Source organism: Thalassolituus sp. LLYu03, from assembly GCF_050507655.1.
Classification (GTDB): Bacteria; Pseudomonadota; Gammaproteobacteria; order Pseudomonadales; family Oceanobacteraceae; genus Venatoribacter.
Window position 1 is genome coordinate 1,403,002 of record NZ_CP191496.1, and the last position, 21,728, is coordinate 1,424,729.

At 54.3% G+C, this 21,728-nt stretch carries 17 protein-coding genes and 3 tRNA genes; 15 read left to right on the forward strand and 5 right to left on the reverse strand.

From position 1 onward, the window contains the following. The first annotated feature begins 5 nt into the window (after positions 1–5). Complete coding sequence (cysS, locus tag ACQUQU_RS06375; protein WP_430463020.1) at positions 6–1,370, forward strand: cysteine--tRNA ligase; 1,365 nt, start codon at positions 6–8, stop codon at positions 1,368–1,370. 187 nt (positions 1,371–1,557) lie between these two features. Here the strand turns inward: cysS and folD are convergent, their stop codons facing one another. Next, positions 1,558–2,415, reverse strand: coding sequence for a bifunctional methylenetetrahydrofolate dehydrogenase/methenyltetrahydrofolate cyclohydrolase FolD (folD, locus tag ACQUQU_RS06380; protein WP_430462410.1), 858 nt, complete (start codon positions 2,413–2,415; stop codon positions 1,558–1,560). Between the two features lie 210 nt (positions 2,416–2,625). Between folD and ACQUQU_RS06385 the strand changes: the two genes are divergently transcribed. The 9 genes from ACQUQU_RS06385 (at position 2,626) to ACQUQU_RS06425 (ending at position 11,394) form a co-directional block, all read left to right on the forward strand. Continuing rightward, positions 2,626–2,702 (forward strand) — tRNA-Pro (locus ACQUQU_RS06385). A gap of 25 nt (positions 2,703–2,727) precedes the next feature. Further along, positions 2,728–2,804 (forward strand) — tRNA-Arg (locus ACQUQU_RS06390). Between the two features lie 29 nt (positions 2,805–2,833). Further along, positions 2,834–2,909, forward strand: a tRNA-His gene (locus tag ACQUQU_RS06395). A gap of 158 nt (positions 2,910–3,067) precedes the next feature. Next, complete coding sequence (tig, locus tag ACQUQU_RS06400; protein WP_430462411.1) at positions 3,068–4,381, forward strand: trigger factor; 1,314 nt, start codon at positions 3,068–3,070, stop codon at positions 4,379–4,381. Positions 4,382–4,503: 122 nt separating this feature from the next. After that, a complete protein-coding gene (clpP, locus tag ACQUQU_RS06405) occupies positions 4,504–5,121 on the forward strand; it encodes an ATP-dependent Clp endopeptidase proteolytic subunit ClpP (protein ID WP_430462412.1) in 618 nt (205 codons plus the stop codon). Between the two features lie 89 nt (positions 5,122–5,210). Then, positions 5,211–6,497 carry an ATP-dependent Clp protease ATP-binding subunit ClpX gene (gene clpX / locus ACQUQU_RS06410; protein ID WP_430462413.1) on the forward strand — a complete coding sequence of 429 codons (1,287 nt, stop codon included), beginning with the start codon at positions 5,211–5,213 and terminating at the stop codon, positions 6,495–6,497. A 128-nt stretch (positions 6,498–6,625) separates the two neighbouring features. Then, complete coding sequence (gene lon, locus ACQUQU_RS06415) at positions 6,626–9,016, forward strand: endopeptidase La (RefSeq protein WP_430462414.1); 2,391 nt, start codon at positions 6,626–6,628, stop codon at positions 9,014–9,016. A gap of 116 nt (positions 9,017–9,132) precedes the next feature. Beyond that, positions 9,133–9,405, forward strand: a complete 273-nt coding sequence (locus ACQUQU_RS06420) for an HU family DNA-binding protein (protein ID WP_430462415.1) — start codon at positions 9,133–9,135, stop codon at positions 9,403–9,405. 153 nt (positions 9,406–9,558) lie between these two features. Beyond that, positions 9,559–11,394: a SurA N-terminal domain-containing protein gene (locus ACQUQU_RS06425; protein ID WP_430462416.1), complete on the forward strand. Its 1,836-nt coding sequence runs from the start codon at positions 9,559–9,561 to the stop codon at positions 11,392–11,394. A gap of 75 nt (positions 11,395–11,469) precedes the next feature. Here ACQUQU_RS06425 and ACQUQU_RS06430 read toward each other — a convergent pair whose 3' ends face one another. The 3 genes from ACQUQU_RS06430 to ACQUQU_RS06440 all read right to left on the reverse strand — a co-directional run bounded on the left by ACQUQU_RS06430 (position 11,470) and on the right by ACQUQU_RS06440 (position 15,619). Next, positions 11,470–12,273: an enoyl-ACP reductase FabI gene (locus tag ACQUQU_RS06430; protein WP_430462417.1), complete on the reverse strand. Its 804-nt coding sequence runs from the start codon at positions 12,271–12,273 to the stop codon at positions 11,470–11,472. A gap of 56 nt (positions 12,274–12,329) precedes the next feature. Next, on the reverse strand, positions 12,330–13,934 hold the full coding sequence (locus tag ACQUQU_RS06435; RefSeq protein WP_430462418.1) for an ABC transporter substrate-binding protein: 1,605 nt from the start codon (positions 13,932–13,934) through the stop codon (positions 12,330–12,332). Positions 13,935–14,071: 137 nt separating this feature from the next. Beyond that, positions 14,072–15,619 carry a LysM peptidoglycan-binding domain-containing protein gene (locus ACQUQU_RS06440; RefSeq protein WP_430462419.1) on the reverse strand — a complete coding sequence of 516 codons (1,548 nt, stop codon included), beginning with the start codon at positions 15,617–15,619 and terminating at the stop codon, positions 14,072–14,074. 100 nt (positions 15,620–15,719) lie between these two features. Between ACQUQU_RS06440 and ACQUQU_RS06445 the strand changes: the two genes are divergently transcribed. From ACQUQU_RS06445 to dnaQ, 3 genes are read left to right on the forward strand one after another with little or no spacing between them, the layout of a single operon-like run. Next, positions 15,720–16,487: a methyltransferase domain-containing protein gene (locus ACQUQU_RS06445; protein ID WP_430462420.1), complete on the forward strand. Its 768-nt coding sequence runs from the start codon at positions 15,720–15,722 to the stop codon at positions 16,485–16,487. After that, positions 16,480–16,920: a ribonuclease HI gene (gene rnhA / locus ACQUQU_RS06450; protein ID WP_430462421.1), complete on the forward strand. Its 441-nt coding sequence runs from the start codon at positions 16,480–16,482 to the stop codon at positions 16,918–16,920. Before ACQUQU_RS06445 ends, rnhA begins: the two co-directional genes overlap by 8 nt. Continuing rightward, on the forward strand, positions 16,917–17,639 hold the full coding sequence (gene dnaQ / locus ACQUQU_RS06455; RefSeq protein WP_430462422.1) for a DNA polymerase III subunit epsilon: 723 nt from the start codon (positions 16,917–16,919) through the stop codon (positions 17,637–17,639). Before rnhA ends, dnaQ begins: the two co-directional genes overlap by 4 nt. Before the next feature lie 6 nt (positions 17,640–17,645). Here dnaQ and nhaB read toward each other — a convergent pair whose 3' ends face one another. Beyond that, on the reverse strand, positions 17,646–19,157 hold the full coding sequence (nhaB, locus tag ACQUQU_RS06460; protein WP_430462423.1) for a sodium/proton antiporter NhaB: 1,512 nt from the start codon (positions 19,155–19,157) through the stop codon (positions 17,646–17,648). Positions 19,158–19,413: 256 nt separating this feature from the next. Between nhaB and ACQUQU_RS06465 the strand changes: the two genes are divergently transcribed. Together ACQUQU_RS06465 and ACQUQU_RS06470 are read left to right on the forward strand one after the other, a co-directional pair. Then, the gene (locus ACQUQU_RS06465; protein WP_430462424.1) at positions 19,414–21,054 is read left to right on the forward strand and encodes a hypothetical protein; all 1,641 of its coding nucleotides are present in this window, start codon (positions 19,414–19,416) and stop codon (positions 21,052–21,054) included. 1 nt (position 21,055) lies between these two features. After that, entirely contained in the window at positions 21,056–21,697 is a 642-nt protein-coding gene (locus tag ACQUQU_RS06470; RefSeq protein ID WP_430462425.1) for a hypothetical protein, read from the forward strand. The last annotated feature ends 31 nt before the right edge of the window (positions 21,698–21,728 follow it).

Sequence of the window (21,728 nt, forward strand, 5' to 3'; positions counted from 1 at the left end):
TGAGTATTCAGATTTTTAACACCCTGACCCGACAGAAAGAAACCTTCGTGCCGCTGGTTCCCGGCAAAGTGGGTATGTATGTCTGTGGTATGACGGTGTATGACTTCTGTCATCTGGGGCATGCCCGGGTGATGGTGGCGTTTGATGTGATTGCACGTTACCTGCGCCACCGCGGTTACGAGGTGAATTACATCCGTAACATCACCGACATCGACGACAAAATCATCAAGCGTGCCAATGAAAATGGCGAGCCATTCGATGCCCTGACTGAGCGCTTTATCGCGGAAATGCACAAAGACTCAGAACTGCTGGGTATCGAATCACCGGATGCGGAGCCGAAAGCTACGGCGCACATCAGCGACATTATCCGTCTGGTCGAAACCCTGATCGAAAAAGGCTATGCCTACCCGGCCAGCAACGGCGATGTGTACTACTCGGTGCGCAAGTTCGAAGGTTACGGCAAGCTGTCCGGCAAGGTGCTGGATGAGCTGGAAGCCGGTGCCCGTGTTGAAGTGGGTGAGCTGAAACAAGATCCGCTCGACTTCGTGCTGTGGAAAGCCGCCAAGCCGGAAGAACCGCACTGGGATTCGCCGTGGGGCATTGGTCGTCCGGGCTGGCACATTGAATGTTCGGCTATGTCCACCTGCTGCCTGGGTGAGACGTTCGATATTCACGGCGGTGGTCCGGATCTGAAATTCCCGCACCATGAAAACGAAATTGCTCAGTCGGAAGCGGCTACGGGCAAGAAATACGTGAATACCTGGATGCACGCCGGCGCGGTGCGCGTTGATGGCGAGAAAATGTCCAAATCTCTGGGTAATTTTTTCACCATTCGCGAAATTCTGGACAAATACCCGGCCGAAGTGGTGCGCTTCCTGTTGCTGTCCAGCCAGTACCGCAGCGCCATTAACTACTCCGAAGACAGCCTGAAAGAAGCGCAGACCAAGCTCGAGCGTTTCTATAATGCGCTGCTCGGCGTGGATGTGGGCGAGGTTAAGGATCTGGCCAACGAATATTCTGAGCGTTTCCATGCCGCGATGGACGACGACTTCAATACGCCGGAAGCCATTGCCGCTCTGTTTGATCTGGTGCGTGAAGTGAATAAAGCCACTGGCGCAGAGCAGGCGGAACTGGCCGGTCAGCTGCGTTATCTGGCGGGCGTGCTGGGTTGTCTGCAGTCTGATCCACAGTCTTTCCTGCAGTCTGGTGCCGGTGATGATGCGGCCTGGATTGAAGAAATGATCGTGAAGCGTGCCAATGCGAAAAAAGCCAAAGACTTTGCCACCGCCGATGCGGTGCGCGATGAGTTGCTGGCAAAAGGCATTGTGCTGCGTGACAGTCCGGAAGGGACTACTTGGTCAAAACAGTAGGCTGGCAAAAACAGTAAGCTGGTCAAAACAGTAAGCTGGTCAAAACAGCCGGCTGGATAAAATAATAAACCGCCAAAACAGCAATCGGGTTTTGGCGCGGAGCAGAGCAGGGCGCAAGTCCTGCTACTGTATCAGCAGACAATAAAAAAGCGGGCAATGCCCGCTTTTTTATTGTCTGCTATGCGAATTAACCGTTGTGCAGTTTTTCACAGGCGAACAGGGTGTTTTCCAGCAATTTCGCACGGGTCATCGGACCTACGCCACCCGGAACCGGGGTAATGTAGGCAGCGCGTGCAGCGGCGGCTTCGAAGTCGACGTCGCCGACCAGTTTGCCGTCGGCCATACGATTGATGCCTACATCGATAACGATCGCGCCTTCTTTAATCCATTCACCTTTAACAATGCCAGGCTTACCGACGGCGACAACCACGATGTCAGCCAGACGTACATGGCTGGCGGTGTCTTTGGTAAAGCGGTGGCAGGTGGTGACGGTGCAGCCTTTCAGCAGCAATTCGAGGCCCATAGGTCGGCCAACAATATTAGAAGCGCCAACAATCACGGCATGTTTGCCGCGGATTTCTTCGCCGGTGCGCTCCAGCAGATCAACGATGCCATAAGGTGTGCAAGGACGCAGCATCGGCATGCGCTGTGCAAGACGGCCAACGTTAAACGGGTGGAAGCCGTCGACGTCTTTGGTCGGGTCGATGCGCTCGAGAATTTCGTCGGCTTTCAGGCCTTCCGGCAACGGCAGTTGCACAAGAATGCCATCGACAGTCGCATCTTTATTAAGGTCGTCAATCAGGTTCAGCAGTTCGAGCTGGCTGGTCGTGGCCGGCAGATCGTAGGCTTTACTGATGATGCCTACCTGTTCGCAGTCTTTGCGTTTATGAGAAACGTAGACTTCAGAGGCGGGGTCGTTACCCACGAGGACGACCGCGAGGCCCGGGGCACGCAGGCCTTTTTCAAGGCGAGTCTGTACCTGCTTCTTTATGGATTCGCGGATCGCTTCGGCGGTGGCCTTGCCGTCGATCAGTTTTGCGCTCATGGGAACCGTAAACCTGTAGCTGTTGTAGAGGCGCGCGATTTTCTCATGGGCGGGGAGTAAACACAAAGGCCGTAATGGCATTGCTCAGAAGGTGTCCAAAAGACGGGAAGCGTTTGTTTTCATTAATTTTTTTCAAAAAGTCGTTGACGACCTGAACGGCGATCTATAATATGCGCGGCACTTGAGGGGAACATCTCCTGAAGTGAACGTCGGGGTATAGCGCAGTCTGGTAGCGCGCCTGGTTTGGGACCAGGATGTCGGGAGTTCGAATCTCTCTACCCCGACCATTTAATACCTGTATTAAATGGACATGCGCCCGTAGCTCAATTGGATAGAGCATCGGCCTTCTAAGCCGAGGGTTGCAGGTTCGATCCCTGCCGGGTGCGCCAATTTGGCAATCTCAGCAGTTCTCTTTGTGGTGGCCGTAGCTCAGTCGGTAGAGCCCAGGATTGTGATTCCTGTTGTCGCGAGTTCGATCCTCGTCGGCCACCCCACTTCCTCTTCTTTCCCTTTGATTAAGTCTTTGAAATTAAACACATTTTTAATGGTTTAATTATGGCTTTTGCTTGCGCTATAATCCGCAACTTTGTTTATATCCGGTGCCGCACGGAGTGCGCGTACCTTGTTTTGACATGTAATTTGTGAGGCATCTATGCAAGTGTCCATCGAGACAACTTCTGGTCTTCAGCGCGTTATGACCATCGGTGTTCCTGCTGCAGAACTGGAACAGAAAGTTACCAATGAACTGAAGCGCATTTCCAAAGGCCAGAAAGTAAATGGCTTCCGTAAAGGCAAGCCGCTGCCTGCAGCCGTTGCCAAGCGTATGTTCGGTAAACAAGCTCGTTTTGAAGCTATCTATCAGCAGATGCAACAGTCTTTCTTCCAGGCTGTGCAGCAGGAGAGCGTTAAGCTGGCCGGTATGCCAAGCTTCGAGCCGACTGTTGATGAAGAAGGCAAGGATCTGGAATTCAAAGCGACTTTCGAAGTCTACCCAGAAATCAAACTGGCCGATTTCGCGGCGATTGAAGTTGAGCAGAAAACCGCTTCTGTGACCGATGCTGATCTGGAAACCATGCTGGACACCCTGCGCAAGCAGAACGCTCAGTGGGAAGAGTCTGCAGACGCTGCCGCTGATGGCGATCAGGTTTCTATCGACTTTGAAGGTTTCATTGATGGTGAAGCATTCCAGGGCGGTTCCGCCAAGGGCTACAGCCTGACTCTGGGTTCTAACTCTATGATCCCGGGTTTCGAAGCGGGTCTGGTTGGCGCGAAAGCCGGCGAAGAGAAGACTCTGGACGTTGCGTTCCCGGCCGATTACCACAAAGAAGAGCTGAAAGGTAAGCCAGCTCAGTTCAAAGTGACTGTGAAGGCGGTTAAGAAAGCAGCTCTTCCAGAACTGAACGAAGAATTCTTCCAGTCTTTCGGTGTCGAAGCGACTGACCTGGAATCTTTCCGTTCTGAAGTGCGCAAGAATATGGAGCGCGAACTGGCCCGTGCCATTCGTACCGTGACCAAGCAGCAAGTCGTTGATGGTCTGATCGCTACCAACGAAATCGCGGTTCCTCAGTCTCTGGTTGATCAGGAAATCGACCGTCTGCGTCGTCAGGCTGTACAGCAGTTCGGTGGTGCTCAGCAGCTGGATCCAAGCCGTCTGCCGGCTGAACTGTTCCAGTCTCAGGCTGAAAAGCGTGTTGTAATCGGTCTGCTGATGAATGCCGTGATCGAAACCAACGAATTGACGCCTTCGGCTGAAAAAGTTGAGCAGCTGATTGAAGAGATTGCTTCCACCTATCAGGATCCGGAAGAAGTCCGCAACTACTATGCCTCTAACCCGCAGCAGAAGTCTCAGATGGAAGCTCTGGCTCTGGAAGAGCAGGTTGTTGAGAAAGTTCTGGCCGCCGCTAAAGTCAGTCAGTCTGAGTCAACCTATGAAGACATGATTCGCGCAGCAAATAAGCCTGCCTGATCTGACTTTCAGGACTGACATCCGGCCGATCAATGGCTAAACTCAGAAACAGCCGCACTTGCGGCTGTTTTTGTAATTAAGCTCAATCCTGTGAGGGAGTACAGAGTCCAATGTTTGACTCCATGAAAGAACATTCAGAAATCATCCAGGCCAGCGGTCTGGTGCCTATGGTGGTCGAGCAGTCCGCTCGAGGTGAGCGTGCTTACGACATCTATTCCCGTCTGCTGAAAGAGCGGGTAATTTTTCTGGTAGGCCCTGTTGAAGATCACATGGCCAATCTGGTGGTGGCGCAGCTGCTGTTTCTGGAATCGGAAAATCCGGATAAAGATATCCACCTTTACATCAACTCTCCGGGCGGTTCCGTATCTGCTGGCCTGTCTATCTATGACACCATGCAGTTCATCAAACCGGATGTGAGTACAATGGTAATTGGTCAGGCATGCAGCATGGGTGCATTCCTGCTGGCTGCCGGTGCGCCGGGTAAGCGTTTCAGTGTGCCGAACTCCCGCATCATGATTCACCAGCCAAGTGGCGGTGCTCAGGGGCAGGCTACCGATATTCAGATTCACGCCAAGAACATTCAGGACACCAAAGAGCGCCTGAATAAGATTCTGGCGCATCATACCGGTCAGAGCATTGAGCGCGTGACGGCAGATACTGAGCGCGATAACTTTATGGATCCGGAAGCCGCGCTGGCGTATGGCCTGATTGATAAGGTTCTTGTGAACCGCGGCGCATAAGGCGCCGCATTTGCCCTGCTCAGGGGTTGAAGAACGATTCATTAGGGTCCATGTTATGGACCAAAGCATGACAACAATGAGGCAGTCGAATGTCCGACGATACCAAAGGCAAAGGCGAAGACGGCGGTAAGCTTCTGTACTGTTCTTTCTGCGGAAAGAGTCAGCATGAAGTGCGCAAGCTGATCGCCGGCCCATCGGTGTTTATCTGTGACGAGTGTGTTGATCTGTGTAACGACATCATTCGTGAAGAAGTTCAGGAAGCCGAAAACAAGGGTAGTGGTGACAAGCTGCCAACCCCGAAAGAAATCCGTTCAACGCTGGATGAATACGTTATTGGTCAGGAAAAGGCCAAGATCGTATTGTCTGTGGCGGTGTACAACCATTACAAGCGTCTGCGTTGTGGCGAGGGTAAAGCCGATGTTGAGTTGTCCAAGAGCAATATTCTGCTCATTGGCCCGACCGGTAGCGGTAAGACCCTGCTGGCTGAAACGCTCGCGCGTTTGCTGAACGTACCGTTCACCATTGCCGATGCAACCACGCTGACCGAAGCCGGGTACGTCGGTGAGGATGTTGAGAACATCATCCAGAAGCTGCTGCAGAAGTGTGACTACGACGTTGAGAAAGCTCAGCGCGGTATCGTTTACATCGACGAAATCGATAAGATTTCCCGTAAGTCGGATAATCCATCGATTACCCGTGACGTATCCGGTGAAGGTGTACAGCAGGCGCTGCTGAAACTGATCGAAGGTACCGTGGCTTCCGTGCCGCCGCAGGGTGGTCGTAAGCATCCTCAGCAAGAGTTCCTGCAGGTCGATACTTCCAACATCCTGTTCATTTGTGGTGGGGCGTTTGCTGGTCTGGATAACATTATCCGTGACCGTTCTGAAAAGAGCAGTATTGGCTTCTCAGCCACTGTGAAAGGTAAAGAGTCGCAAAAAGCGGTGGGTGAGGTTCTGCGTGAAGTCGAACCATCCGATCTGGTGAAATACGGTCTGATTCCGGAATTCATTGGTCGTCTGCCGGTTGTTGCGACGCTGGATGAGCTGGATAAAGACGCGCTGGTCCGCATCCTGACCGAGCCGCGTAACTCGCTGGTGCGTCAGTATCAGAAGCTGTTCGAAATGGAAGGCGTTGAGCTGGAGTTCCGCGACATTGCCCTGGACGCCGTCGCCAGTCTGGCCATGGAGCGTAAAACCGGTGCACGTGGTCTGCGTTCCATTATGGAAGGCGCTCTGCTGCAGACCATGTACCGCATTCCGTCTGAAGATCATGTTGCCAAGGTGGTGATTGATGAGAACGTAATCCGTGGCGAATCTGAGCCGATCATCATTTATGAAAATGCTGATGTAGGCAAAGTATCCCCGGATAACGACTGATCTGTCCGACCAATCCGACAAAAGGGGGCTCTTGCCCCCTTTTGTTTTTTGCGCCCTTGTATTCCTTGCATGCCGCCCATACTTACTGACATATTGGCATCGAAGATGCGATTTCAGGTATCGACCTAATGACTAAAGAAATTCTGCCATTACTGCCGCTCCGGGACGTTGTTGTATTCCCAGCGATGGTAATTCCGCTGTTTGTCGGACGGGAAAAATCCATTCACGCTTTGGAAGCGGCTATGGCTGCTGATAAGCGCATCATGCTGGTCGCACAAAAAGATGCTTCCGATGATGAACCGGGCGCGGACGACATGCACCCGGTGGGCACCATTGCCAATGTTCTGCAACTGCTCAAACTGCCTGACGGCACGGTTAAAGTTCTGGTCGAAGGCGATCTGCGGGCGCAGATGACTCAGTTGCTGGATGAAGACGAACTGTTCCGTGCAGAAGTGGAAGCAGTTGGTTTTGATGAATTATCGGCACGTGAAAATGAAGTGCTGGTGCGTTCATTGACAGGCCACTTTGAGCAGTACGTTCAGCTGTCTAAAAAAGTACCGAGCGAGGTGCTTTCAACCATTTCTGGTATCGAAGACGCGTCTCGTCTGGCAGACACCATTGCAGCTCATATTTCCCTGAAACTCGACGAGAAACAGGTTGTTCTCGAGATGGTTGATCCGCGTGAGCGTGTTGAGCATCTGATGGAGCTGATGGAGTCTGAGATTGACCTCCTGAAAGTAGAAAAGCGGATCCGCGGACGCGTTAAGAAACAAATGGAGAAGAGCCAGCGTGAGTATTATCTGAATGAGCAAATGAAAGCCATTCAGAAAGAACTCGGCGATCTGGAAGATGGCGGTAATGAATTTGATGAACTGACTGCCCGCATCGAGCAGTCTGGTATGAGCAAAGAAGCGCGCGAAAAAGCCGACGCTGAGCTTAAAAAATTGCGCATGATGTCGCCAATGTCAGCAGAGGCGTCGGTGGTTCGTGGCTATCTCGACTGGCTGGTCAATCTGCCCTGGAAAAAGCGTACCCGTGTTAATCACGACCTGAACGACGCAAAAGAAATTCTGGATGCTGACCACTTCGGTCTTGAAGAAGTCAAAGAACGTATTCTCGAATATCTGGCAGTACAGAACCGCGTTAAGAAAGTGAAAGGCGCTGTGCTGTGTCTGGTTGGCCCACCGGGTGTTGGTAAAACCTCGCTCGGTAAATCCATCGCCCGCGCTACCAACCGCAAGTTTGTGCGCATGGCGCTGGGTGGCGTGCGCGATGAAGCGGAAATCCGTGGTCATCGCCGTACCTATATCGGATCTATGCCGGGTAAACTTGTACAGAAAATGTCCAAGGTTGCGGTCAAAAACCCACTGTTCCTGCTCGATGAAATCGACAAAATGGGAATGGATCATCGCGGTGATCCGGCATCCGCGCTGCTGGAGGTGCTTGACCCAGAACAGAACAGCACGTTTGCCGATCATTATCTGGAAGTCGATTACGACCTGTCTGATGTGATGTTCGTCTGTACGTCGAACAGCATGGATATTCCGGGCCCGCTGTTGGATCGTATGGAAGTGATCCGTATCCCGGGTTACACCGAAGACGAAAAAGTGAATATCGCCCGTCGTTATCTGCTGCCGAAACAGATCAAGGTAAACGGTCTGAAGGAAAAAGAAATCGACATCAGTGATGAGCAGCTGCGCGATATTATCCGCTACTACACCCGTGAGGCGGGTGTCCGTGGACTGGAGCGTCAGATTGCCAAGCTGTGCCGTCGTGTGGTGAAGGCCAATATGCTGGATAAAGCATTGACGACCCGCACCATCAGCCATGATTCGTTGGAAGAGTATCTGGGTGTTCACAAATTCCGCTACGGTCTGGCGGGTGTCGACAACCAGGTTGGTCAGGTCACTGGTCTGGCCTGGACATCCGTAGGGGGCGAGCTGCTGACTCTTGAAGCGGCCGCAACGCCGGGTAAGGGGCGTATCATTAAAACCGGTTCACTCGGCGACGTGATGCAGGAGTCTATTCAGGCCGCGCTCACCGTGGTGCGGAGCCGTGCCGTTGGTATGGGGGTTGCTGCGGATTACTTCGAGAAACACGATCTGCACGTACACGTACCGGAAGGTGCAACGCCGAAGGATGGCCCAAGTGCCGGTATCGGCATGGTTACCGCGCTGGCTTCCGTAATGACCGGCATTCCGGTTCGTGCTGAGGTCGCCATGACGGGTGAAATCACCCTGCGTGGTAAAGTGCTGGCCATCGGTGGATTGAAAGAAAAATTACTGGCTGCCCATCGTGGTGGCATCAAAACGGTCATCATTCCGAAAGAGAATGAGAAGGACCTCAAAGAAGTACCGGACAATATCCGTCAGGATCTCCATGTTGTCCCGGTTGACTGGATTGACGAAGTGCTGGACCTGGCTCTGGAAAGCAAACCAGAGGCCCATCTGGGTGACATCGTCAAGAAGGATGAAGCTGGATCAATAAAAGATGAGCAGGACCGGCCAAGCACCCACTAAGGTTGCTTGACGGTCTGGGGGCTGCTTGGTATAAATCGACGCTCGATATTTTCCTGTAGCGATAGCCCAGTCGCATAACAAGAATTCACAATTGCGCACAGAGTAAGGGGATAAGTGTGAACAAATCTGAATTAATTGATGCAATCGCAGCATCTGCTGACATTCCAAAAGCTGCCGCTGGCCGTGCACTGGATGCCATGATTGAAGCCGTTGGCGAAGCTCTGAAAGGCGGTGACCAGGTTTCTCTGGTTGGCTTTGGTACCTTTCTGGTAAAAGAGCGTGCCGCACGTACTGGCCGTAACCCACAGACCGGCGCACCGATTGAAATCGCTGCTGCCAAGGTTCCGGGTTTCAAAGCCGGTAAAGCACTGAAAGACGCTGTTAACTGATAGCGGATCCGGACCGGACGTTACACCGAACCGATTTCAGACTTTCATCCGTCAGGAATCAGAATTCAGACATCAGCCGGTCCGACAGTAATAAAAGCGCATCCCTGATGCGCTTTTTTTGTATTGGCGAAGCCAATTATCATCGGAGGAAGCATGCTTCAGACTATGCGCGATAATGCTCAGGGCATGATCGCAAAAGTAATCGTATTTTTTATTATCTTTGTGTTCGCTTTATGGGGCGTGGAAAGTATTGTTAATCTGGGTGGCGGCACCCCGGCAGCGGTCAGTGTCGGTGGTGAAGACATTACCGAAGACGACATCGCCCGTCTGGTTGAACAACAAAAGTCGAATCTGCGTCGTCAGTTCGGTGATCAGTACGATGAAAACCTGTTTAACGAAAAATTCCTCCGCGAATCTGCCATTGAACAGCTGATCGAACAGAAAGTGGCACTGGTTCAGGCAAATGATCTGGGTCTGTATGCTTCCACTCAGCAGATCGATCAGAACATTATTTCTATTCCGGCTTTCCAGCAGGATGGTCGTTTCGATAAAGAACAGTTCCAGACCGTTCTGCGCATGAACGGCCTGACGCCGCTGACGTTCCGCAGCATGCTGGCGGACGATATCAAAACCAATCAGGTTCGTGCTGCTCTGGTGCTGAGCAGTGTTGAGACGCCGTTTGCTGTGCAGGTATCTGAAGCGCTGAGCAACGAACTGCGTACTTTCAGCTTCTACGAAGTCAACGCAAAAGATCTTGAAGCGACGGTGAATCCGACTGACGAGGAAGTTTCAGCGTACTACGACGCAAATAAAGACCGTTACCGCACCGAAGAGCAGGTCAGTGTCCGTTACGTTCAGCTGAGCAAGGCGGATCTGGCGGCCAAAGAAGTGGTTGAAGACGAAGAAATTCAGCAGGCATACGACGATTACCGCTCTGCGGAGCTGGCGAAAGAACAACGCCATGCCAGTCATATTCTGATCGAAGTGAATGACGAGCGCGACGATGCCAAAGCGTCGGCGCTTGCGGCCGAGCTGTACGCCCGCGTGCAGAGCGGTGGCGATTTCGCTGCTCTGGCGAAAGAATACTCCGACGATATCGGCACCAAAAATGCCGGTGGCGATCTGGGTCTGGCGATGAAAGGCGCCTACGTGACTGAGTTCGAAGACGCGCTCTACGCCCTGAAAAAAGGCGAAGTATCTCAGCCGGTTAAAACTGAGTTCGGTTACCACCTGATCAAGCTGGATGACGTTGTGACGCCGGCCGTTAAAGCGCTGGCAGACGTTAAAGATCAGATGGTTGCGGAAGTTCAGAAAGCTAAGGCTGAAGCGGCGTTTGCGGAAATGGTACAGGAGCTGTCCAATATTTCCTTCTCCGCTGATTCTGTGGAAACCGTCGCATCGGCACTGAAATTGGACGTAAAAGAAACCACGCTGTTTACCCGCAATCAGGGTGATGGTCTGGCTGGTAGCGATTCTGTCCGTCAGGCTGCCTTCTCCGACAAGGTATTGCTGGATAAGGAGCTGAGTGACGTTATCGAGACCGGCGACTCAGCAGTCGTTCTGGGCATTAACGAACACCTGGAAGCCTCTGTGCTGCCGGTTGACGTTGTGCGTCCACAGGTTGTTGCTGCTATCAAGCGCGATCAGGCGTCTGAAAAAGCCAGTGCATTGGCTCAGAAAATTGTTGCGGGTGAAGAATCCGTCAGCACATGGAAAAATGTCTCTGCAACCTACAGCCAGAGTTCTGAAGCTCCGCGTGCCGCTCAGCAGAAAGCGTTTGGCCTGACCGTGGGCCAGAAGGACGTTGTTAAGACGCCAGGCGGCTTCACCATCGTCGAAGTCAAATCGATTGAGGCAAAAGCCTGGAGTGACATGGCGGTTTCTGATGAGTCACGTGAAGGCGGTCGCTCGCAGAACAGCCGTGAGGACATGATGAGCTATCAGTCCTGGGCTAAGTCAGCAGTAGAAGTTAAACGCAGTGGCGTTTGATGTTTAAGCGCTGAAATAAAAAAAGGGGGCATAGCCCCCTTTTTTATTGTGCGCGTTCAGGTGTACTGGCCGAGTTTATTCGGCGGGATCTTCCATTTCTGCCATGCTCATGGCGCACGTGTTAAAGCCCGCATCCACGTAAATATTCTGCGCAGTAATACCAGATGCCAGATCGGAGCACAGGAACGCGGCGGTGTTGCCGACTTCCTCGATGGTAATGTTGCGGCCCAGAGGCGCGCGTTCTGCGTTCTTTTTCAGCATGCGGCGGAAGCTTTTGATGCCAGAGGCCGCCAGCGTGCGGATAGGGCCTGCAGAGATCGAATTCACACGGATCCCTTCACCACCACAGGAACCGGCCAGATAGCGCACAGAAGCTTCCAGAGAGGCTTTGGCCAGACCCATGACGTTGTAGTTCGGCAGGGTTTGCTGAGAACCGTGGTAGGTCAGCGTCAGCATAGAACCCTGACGGTCTTTCATCAGCGGCTTAGCGCCTTTGGCCAGTGCCACAAAACTGTAGGCGCTGATGTCGTGTGCCATGCGGAAGCCTTCACGGGTAGTGACGCTCAGGTAATCGCCATCCAGTTCGTGCGCAGGAGCATAGCCCACGGAATGAATCAGAATGTCCATGTGTCCCCAGCGCTTTTCCAGTTCACTGAAAACGGCATCAATTTCGTCGTCGGAGGTAACGTCGCAGGGCAGGCAAATGTCGGAACCCCATTCAGCGGCCATTTTTTCTACGCGCTCTTTCAGCTTTTCGCCCTGATAGGTAAATGCCAGTTCAGCACCTTCGCGGTGAAAGGCTTCAGCGATGCCGTATGCGATGGAGTGCTTGCTGGCAACGCCTACAATCAGCGCTCGTTTGCCGGTTAACATGCCCATAATTTTATCCTTGTCGTTGTACAGTCGGTTATTCGGGAATCTGCGATCAGATTCTGTTAAGACGGATTACCACGTTCTGGTTGCGCGAGTATTGCAGCGCGTTCTTTGCGATCGATCCAGAAGCGGCCACCTGTAAGCGGATCAAACGGCGCGATCGGATCGGACTGCATGTCGGTCTCCTCCGGGAAGCGTATCCACTCCCAGAAAGCGCGCGAGTGCCTGGTTGCCTCTATGCCCGGAATCAGCAGGGCGAGCCGGTTCAGCTCCCGGGCAAGCGTTGTTGCGGCTTTGTTGGTGTCGTGTTCGCTCAGCAGATAAGGCGGAAATCCCGGGTTGCTGATGTACAAGCCACCAGCATCCGGGCGGAAGAGCGACAGAAAGCCCTCGGCAGACAGAGGACTTGTGAACTTAAGCCAGACCAGATCGTACTGGCCCAGCGCGAGTTTGGTCGCCAGTACGTCGGCCGACAGCTGGCGCAGAACCAGATGCAGGCCATTTTCCTGTGCATTGACAGCGATGTGCTGCAGCAGTGGCAGATCGGCCGTGTCGGTATAACTCAGCGTCAGGGTGTCTGGCAGTACTCCGCCGTCGTAGTTGGTCAGAACAGGCTCAGACGAGCCTTCAACGAGTTGGCTGAGCGCCAGATTCGCGGAGTTCTGGGCGATGAGGTCGAGACCAAGGCTCTCTCTGAGTTTCTGGCGCACTGCAAATTGGCTGAGCACAGCGCTTTTGCCGTTCACCAGCAGCGAGCTTGGATGCACCTCCCGGTTGCTGTTGGCGGTGTTGATCAGGCGAATGTGGCGGAAGCGGGCGGCCTGTTCAAAGTAGCCCAGCTGTGCCGCGCACAGACTGCAAATCGCAACACTGTCGAGCTCGCCGCGCTGGAACAGTGATGCCTCTTCCGTCCCTTGTGGAACGCGCAGTATGACGCGGCTGGCATTAAAACGATGCTGATTGCGGGGCAGCTGCGCCGCCCACCAGTTGGTGGTTCGCCTGAACGTCAGCGTTGCGTTGTCTGCACTGATTTGCGCCAGGTAATAAGGCCCGGTGGTGGGTTCCGGATACCAGTTGAAATTCTCAGGCCATTGGTGGCGGTTGCGGAAAACATGCGCTGCAAACGGACGGAAGCCCGCAATCACGTCGGGAATATCGTCTGCAGGTGCCCGCAAAACGAAGGCAAAGCGGTTGTCGCTGAAGACTTCCAGCGCGGATATCTGTTCAGTCAAAACCCTTTTCTGCCAGTCTGCGCCTGTGTCCGGATCGAGAATAAAACCGAGTGAAAAGGCGAAGTCCTCGGCCGTGACCGGCACATTGTCCGACCAGCGGGCATTGTCGTGCAGTTCGAAATAAACACGCTTACCGTCCACGGCCCAGCGCTTAGCCAGCAGGGGAATCCAGGCAGCTGCAGGCGTTTCACGGGCAAGCAGTGGCAGTTGCAGATCCTGCAGAACAGGCGTCAGGGCGTGCGGTGTATCAGGGCCTATGCGGCGGACATTGTCGGGAAATTCCGTGAGCGGCAGGGTCAGAAAGCCGCCGCGTGGCGCATTGGGCATGGCGCTTACAGCATCAGTATCCTGCTGCCAGTTAAGAGCAGGCAGGCTGGCTGCGTCGCGGTATTTGACGGTTGGCAATCCGCTGTCAGCCAGGCTGAGGCCGGCCAAAGGCAAAAGAGACGCCGCGAGCAGGCATCGGAATGCGCAGAAAAAGGTTTTCATGACGCCGATGCTAAATAGGGTGAATATCAAGCGCAATCCTTTGCTGTTACACATATTGTGTCCTTATATTCACCAATTGCCGGCTATCGCATTACATCCACGTACAAAGTCAGCATCTGACCGGGTTGCAGGTATTTGGTGTTGACCTGATCCGCGTTCCAGCGTTTGAGGTCGTTAATGCGAACATTAAATTTTTGCGAGATGCGCGCCAGTGAGTCGCCGGAACGAACCCGGTAATTGATTTTGCGGATCACTTCGCGTTTCGCAGGCGACGCTTTTTTGCTCCAGATCACCAACGTCTGGCCGGCGCGCAGCGGATCGCCGGGCGCCATGCCATTCCATTTGGCAAGCTCACCAACGCTCACATCGTGCGAGCGGGCAATGCCCCAGAAGCTGTCACCGCTGCGCACCTGATACTCCACCTTATCGGTATTGCCCGGGCGGCGCAGCGATTTCAGCCGGTCAAGACGCTGGGTCACACTGTGTGAATAGGCTTCCTGCGGCTTAAAAGCGCCAGGAATCAGCAACTGTTCGCCGGCGCGGATAATGTTAGTGCGCAGGCCATTCGCGTCTTTCAGGGCTTCCGGCGTGGTATGAAACTGGCGGGCGATGGTGATCAGACTGTCGCCATTGCGCACGGCGTAACGTTCCCATTTCAGGCGCGAACCGGCTGGCAGGGCAGCTAACTGCTCTTCAAAGGTGTCTTTGCTGGCGTACGGGATCAGAATTTCGTGCGGCCCTTCCGGACGCGTTGCCCAGCGGTTGAAACCGGGATTCAGGCGATACACCTCATCCAGCGGTGTCTGCGCCAGTTCTGCTACCTGCGACAGGTCGATCTGGCCGCCGGTATGCACCACGGCAAAATAGGGTTCATCTGTCAGCGGCATCAGGTTGACGCCGTAGCTCTCTGGATCACGCACCAGTTTTGCCAGCGCGATCAGCTTGGGCACATAGTCGCGGGTTTCCTGCGGCAGGCTCAGCGACCAGAAATCGGTCGGCAAGCCTTTGGAGCGGTTCAGGCGCACGGCTTTGCGGACGGTGCCAGCCCCTGAATTGTACGCCGCCAGTGCCAGCAGCCAGTCGCCGTTGAATTCACGTTGCAGCGCATCCAGATACATCAGGGCGGCTTCGGTCGCGGCGCGGATGTCGCGACGGCCGTCGTACCACCAATCCTGTGCCAGACCGAAATCCCGGCCGGTAGATGGAATGAACTGCCATACGCCCGAGGCGCGGCCATGAGAATAGGCAAACGGATCAAAAGCACTTTCAACGATTGGCAGCAGAGCCAGCTCACCGGGTACGTTGCGGGCCTCAATCTGTTCCGCAATAAAGTGCAGGTAGCGGACACCGCGGTCGGCGACCCGGTCCATGTATTCCTGATGGGATTTGTACCACTGCAGTTGGGCGTCGATGCGGCTGTTGTCGACGCTGATATCGAGCTGATAAGACGCAACAATGCGTGCCCAGATATCGTTGTACTGAGTGGTCTGAACCTCATCCGCCCAGTCGTCGAGAATGGTCAGATTGGTGTCGGCGCGTTTCTCGTCCTGAACGGGGACAACATCCGGCTTCAGTGTCGCGCAGCCGGGAAGGACGAACAGAAGTGATAGAACTAGGGTGTATGGCTTCATGCTATTACAATGTTAAAAATCAGTCCGCAGTCTAATAAGCGTCACTACGCCTAGCAAGTCGGGGTATCGACAGTCTGAGCATAGCAAGTCAGGAAGGATCATGGCGGTAGTCAGAATTAAACCGGATATTTATCGCGAATGGCTCGCCCGGCGCGACACCAGGCGCCTGCTGGCGCTGGAAAGTGGTTGGCTGCGTGACTGGGTGGGGCAACTGCATGGCCAGCATCTGCTGTACAGCGGCATAGATGACGTTCCGCGTTTTCTTCAGAGAAGTCGACTGGCTCACAATTTCAGCATGGGGCTGGAATGGCAACGTGATGTGGTGCCGCGCGATACCTGGATGGCACAGGGCGCCTGGCCTCTGCCGGATAACAGTGTGGATGTGGTGGTGCTGCAGCACGTTTTGGATATGAGTACGCATCCGCATCAGATTATCCGTGAAGCGGCGCGGGTCATTGTGCCCAACGGGTATCTGATTATTACCGGGTTTAACCCCTACAGTCTGTGGGGCGCGGTGCGCTGGACGCGGACGTTTTCTACGGGCCTGCCCTGGGTGTCCAATCCGGTCAGTGAACGCCGCATTCAGGACTGGCTCACCCTGCTGGATTTCCGCAGTGAATACAGCGGCAGCATTGCTCACACCTGGCCGGTAACGCTCGGCTCTGAGCGCATCAGTCGCCGGGTAGACCGGGTGCTGGCCGGTACCCGCTGGCTGCCTGCGAGTGCGTATCTGCACGTGGCCAGACGTACGGTGCTGGGCATGACGCCAATCCGTCCGCGGCGCTGGCAATTTAATGATTCATTTTCCCTGCAACCGGCAGTTGGCCGTGTAGGGCTTGATCTGGAGAAAGACATTTCCCATGTCTGATAAGGTTTTTCTGTTTACCGACGGCGCCTGCAAAGGCAACCCGGGCCCGGGCGGCTGGGGGGCGCTGCTGCGTTATGGTCAGTCCGAGAAAGAACTCTGGGGTGGCGAGGCTAATACCACCAATAACCGCATGGAACTGATGGCCGCGATTGAAGGCCTGAGAGCGCTGAAGCGACCCTGCGAGGTGGTGCTGACCACGGATTCTCAGTACGTGAAGAACGGCATCAACAGCTGGGTAGCCGGTTGGAAACGCAATGGCTGGAAAACGGCTGCCAAAGAACCGGTTAAAAATCAGGATTTATGGCAACAACTCGATGAGCAGTGTGCCCGCCATTCCATCGAATGGCGCTGGGTGCGCGGCCATACCGGTCATGCAGAGAACGAACGGGCCGATGAGCTGGCCAATCGCGGAGTAAAAGAGGTGGCGGTGTGAGACAGGTTGTTCTGGATACGGAAACCACAGGTATCGGTGAGGGCCACCGCATCATCGAGATCGGCTGTGTTGAGGTGTTTGAGCGCAAGCTCACCGGGCGCCACTACCATGTATACATCAACCCGCAGCGCGATATTGATGCAGAGGCGGCAGCGGTACACGGCATTACCAATGACTGGCTGATTGAACAGGGCGCGCCGGTTTTTTCTCAGATCGTGAATGATTTCCGTGAGTTTATCGCCGGTGCCCAGTTGGTGATTCACAACGCAGCGTTCGACGTCGGCATGATGGACGCCGAATTCCGACGCCTGAATCTGTCACCGACCCGGGATTTCTGTGGCGTACTGGATACGTTGCGCATGGCGCGTGAGATGTTCCCGGGTGCGCGTGCCAGTCTGGACGCCCTGTGTAAACGCTTCGATATCGACAACAGCCACCGTGAGCTGCACGGGGCTTTGCTCGATGCCGAGATTCTGGCCGAAGTGTATCTGGCCATGACCGGTGGTCAGACTGCACTGACTTTTGCTGCGGAAGAAACGGAAAAAGAAGAAACGGTAGAACTCGATCTGAGTGGCTACGAGGATATCGATCCTGCCAGACTCATGGTGGTTGCTGCGACGGAAGAAGAGGTTGCCGCGCATCAGAAAATGCTGGATCTGGTCGACAAAAAAAGCGGCGGCGCCATTTGGCGCCGCGAAGCTCAGGAGCAGCAGGGCTGACCCTGCTTACAGCCAGTGGGTTACTGCAAAGTAGCCCAGACCGGTCATCACCACTGTGTATGGCAGAGCCATAATCACCATGCGTCCGTAAGACAGGCGGATCAGAGGAGCCAGTGCTGAGGTCAGCAGGAACAGGAACGCCGCCTGACCGTTTGGCGTCGCCACACTTGGCAGGTTGGTGCCGGTGTTGATGGCGGTGGCCAGCAAATCAAAATGTTCACGGCTGATTTCACCGGCATCGAGCGCTGCTTTCACTTCAGAGATGTAGACGGTGGCAACGAACACGTTGTCACTGATGGCGGACAACAGGCCATTGGCGAGGAAGAAAATGCCTGGCTGATGATCCGGTGCCACGTTGTTGGTATCCAGAATCCAGTGAATGATCGGCGTGAACAGATGCTGGGCATGGATAACCCCAACCACCGAGAAGAACACCACCAACAGAGCGGTGAAGGGCAGAGCCTCTTCGAACGCTTTGCCGAGCTGATGCTCTTCGATGATGCCGTTGAACGCAGTGAGCAACACAATCACAGTCAGGCCAATCAGGCCGACTTCGGCCAGATGGAACGCTAAGCCGAAAATCAGGAAGATCGCCACCACGCCCTGCACCCAAAGCTGCGCAATGCGCTTGGTGGTCATGGTTTCTTTCTGCTGTTCGTTGAAGTTTTCCAGAATGGTGCGCACATCGTCCGGAAGCAGCGCTCCGTATCCGAACCAACCGGTTTTCTCCAGAATCAGACAGGTGGCAAAGCCTGCAAACAGAACGGGCATGGTCACAGGCGCCATGGTCATAAAGAATTCGGCAAATTCCCAGCCAGCGACTTTGGCAACCAGCAAATTCTGCGGTTCGCCGACCAGGGTACAGACCCCGCCCAACGCAGTGCCCACGGCGCCGTGCATCAGCAGGCTGCGCAGGAAGGCACGGAAAGTTTCCAGATCCTGCCGGTGCTGTTCTTTTAATTCGCCATCGTTGCCATGATCGTGATCGGTATTGAAGTTCTTACCGCTGGCGACCTTGTGGTACACGCTGTAAAAACCGACAGCAACACTGATCAGAACCGCGGTAACGGTCAAGGCATCGAGGAAGGCAGAAAGGAATGCCGCAACGGCAGAAAAAAGAAGGGAAAGCAGCAGTTTTGAGCGCACACCCAACAGAATTTTGGTGAACACAAACAGCAGCAGGTCTTTCATAAAGTAGATACCGGCCACCATAAACATCAGCAGCAGGATCACAGGGAAGTTGGCCAGAGTTTCCTCGTACACGATCTCCGGCGAGGCCATGCCGAGTAAAACCGCTTCAATCGCCAGCAGACCACCGGGTTGCAGTGGATGGCATTTCAGTGCCATTGCCAGTGTAAAAATAAATTCAACGATCAGAATCCAGCCGGTTACATAAGAACCGACGGTGTAGAGCAAAACGATATTCAGTGCCAGGAAGGCCAGCATGGTCTTTTTATACCAAACCGGGGCACTCCCCATAAAATTACTAATGAAAGCCGCGGGTAGCGTTGGCTGCATAATGGGTTTCCTTACAATTCGGGCTTGTGGCCGGGCGGGGCGAATGTAATGGGTTTTTGTTTAAATGCAACAATTGCTGGCTGATCGTTGACCATAATGAGCCACTTCCATGCCTTTCGAAGCCGTTTGTCTGAATTGATGCAAAATTTTTTTCTTTGTCAGTATAGTCCATCACATTTGGTTTGTTCCAAACGCATCGCGCTTTTGCTGAGCGTTCGTTAGAATGACCCAACGATAACAATGAATGATGCTTGCGATGGCCGATATCTCAACAGGAAGTGAAGTCAATCAGTTTGCTGCATCGCTGAATCTGGTGCGATCTGAGATCGTCAATTCACTGGATCAGGCTGCGGCTCAGCTGGATGTCTATTCGGAAAATGGGGATGCCGAAACACTGAGAACCTTCCTTGGGGAAGTTCAGCAGTTGCGGGGTACCTTCAAGATGCTGGATTTCCGTGCAGGCGAGCGCCTGTGCGAAGAACTGGCCGAAACCGGACGGGTTATCCGCACGCAAGCGGTCACTGAAAGTACCCTCAGTGCCTTTACTCAGGCCATTGTCTTCCTGAAGCGTTACGTCGACTTCGTGGCCAGTGGCGACGCCGTTGCGCCAAGTCTGCTGATTCCCACCATCAATATGGTGCGCCGTGAGCGTCGGGAAAAAGCCCTGCCAGAAGCGTACTTCTTCCTGGTTAACCTGCGTCCCAAGCTGCAGATGCCTCAGGCGGACGCGGGTGCACAACAATTCCCTTATCGCCGTGCACGGCAAATGTATCAGCTGGGTCTGATCGGTCTGATCCGTGGCCATGGTCGTCGCGGTCCGCTGCAGGTTATGCAGCGCGCCGTTCGCCGTTTTGAGAAAGCCAGCCGCGGCGGTCCATCCTGGTTGTTCTGGTATGTCGTGGATGCGGCGCTGGATGCGCTGTCGCAGGATACGTTTGATATGACACCGCAGCGCCTGACGTTGCTCGGTCATCTCGATCGTCAGGTACGCCGGATTCAGGACACAGAAGGCAAGGCATTCGCCGAAAAACTACCCGACTGGCTGCTGAAAGAATTTGTATATCTGGTGGCACTGGCCGAGCCGGAAACCGATCTGCTGAAAACCCTGCAGCAGGAATTCCGCATTGAACGGGAAGTCCGCGAAAAAGCGCTGGCCGCGAGTCGTGCGCGTCTGTCCGGTCCGGATCAATCGGCATTGCAATCGCTGTCGGAAGCACTGCAGGACGAACTGCAGTCCGTGAAAGATCTGGTCGACCTGTTTGAACGGACCGGCGTCAGCGAAGGCAACTTTGAGGAATTTGTTTCTTCTCTGGCCCGCATCGGCGACACATTGCAAATTGCCAACATGGGTCCGGCTTCAGAACGCACGGCTGCTCTGGTTGCCCGTCTGCGCAAGGAAGGCCAGGCCGCGATTACTGCCGACATGGCCCACATTGCTGATGAAATCATCCACATCGAACAGGCCATGCGTGCTCTGACGCATACGGGTCTTGATCAGACGGCGGTTGACCCCGTGAGTCTGAGTGAAGCCAAGATTGCGGTGCTGTCTGAATCCATGACCGCGCTGACCATGATCAAGCGTGCGGTCAGTTCCTACATTGAATCGTCCGGCGACAAGCTGCACATCAAAAACGTGGGTAAGAGTCTGGTTGATGTGGCAGGGGCGATGATGTTCCTCGATCGCCCGGAAGTGTACGACATGCTGCTCGAGCTCGATCGTTTCATCGTGCGTGCGGTACTGGAATCGGATATGCCACCGAAAGACAACCAGCTTGAAGCGCTGGCAGACGCCATTACCGGTATCGAGTATTTCCTGGATTCTCTGGGTGGCCATTCGGCCGGTGCGGAAGAAGCACTGAGTCTGGCCCGCGAAAGCATTGGTCAGTTGAGGAAGTAATATGCTGCAGGGTGGTCTGACCGGTCTGGCCGGCATTTTTCTGCTGGTTGCTTTGGTGATGATTCTGTATTTCTGGTGGGGGCGTGGCTGGTTTATTCAGTGGCTCAAGGGTTCGATGGGTTTCGCGCTGCTCATCCTGAGCATCATGGCCATCTTTACCGTGGTGGACGTCTGGAGCTATCACCAGTTGCAGGCAGAACAGCCGCTGGCGACGGTTTCTGTGTACCAGCTCGATGATCAGGTGTTTGACCTGACGCTGGTCGACAGTGATGGCACTGAAAACCGCTACAAAATACTGGGCGACCAGTGGCAACTGGATGTCCGTCTGCTGGCCTGGAAAGGCCCGGTCGCCGCATTGGGGGCTATGCCTCTGTATCGTCTGGATCGTCTGTCCGGGCGCTATCTGTCTCTGGAAGAAGAACGCAACGCCGAACGCACTGTGTATCCGTTAACAGAGTCCCGCTGGATGGACATCTGGAGCGCACTGAAAGGCCACAGTTTCTGGCTGCGTGCAGAAGCGGGCCATGCGGTGTATATGCCTTTGGTGAATGGTGCTGTGTACGCCGTGAATCTCACCCCGAAAGGCATTGTTCCGCATCCGATGAACGACGTTGCCGAGAGCGCCCTGAAAGGCGACTGGTAAGTCTCACGCCGTTCTGACTCCCGTTTGTGGG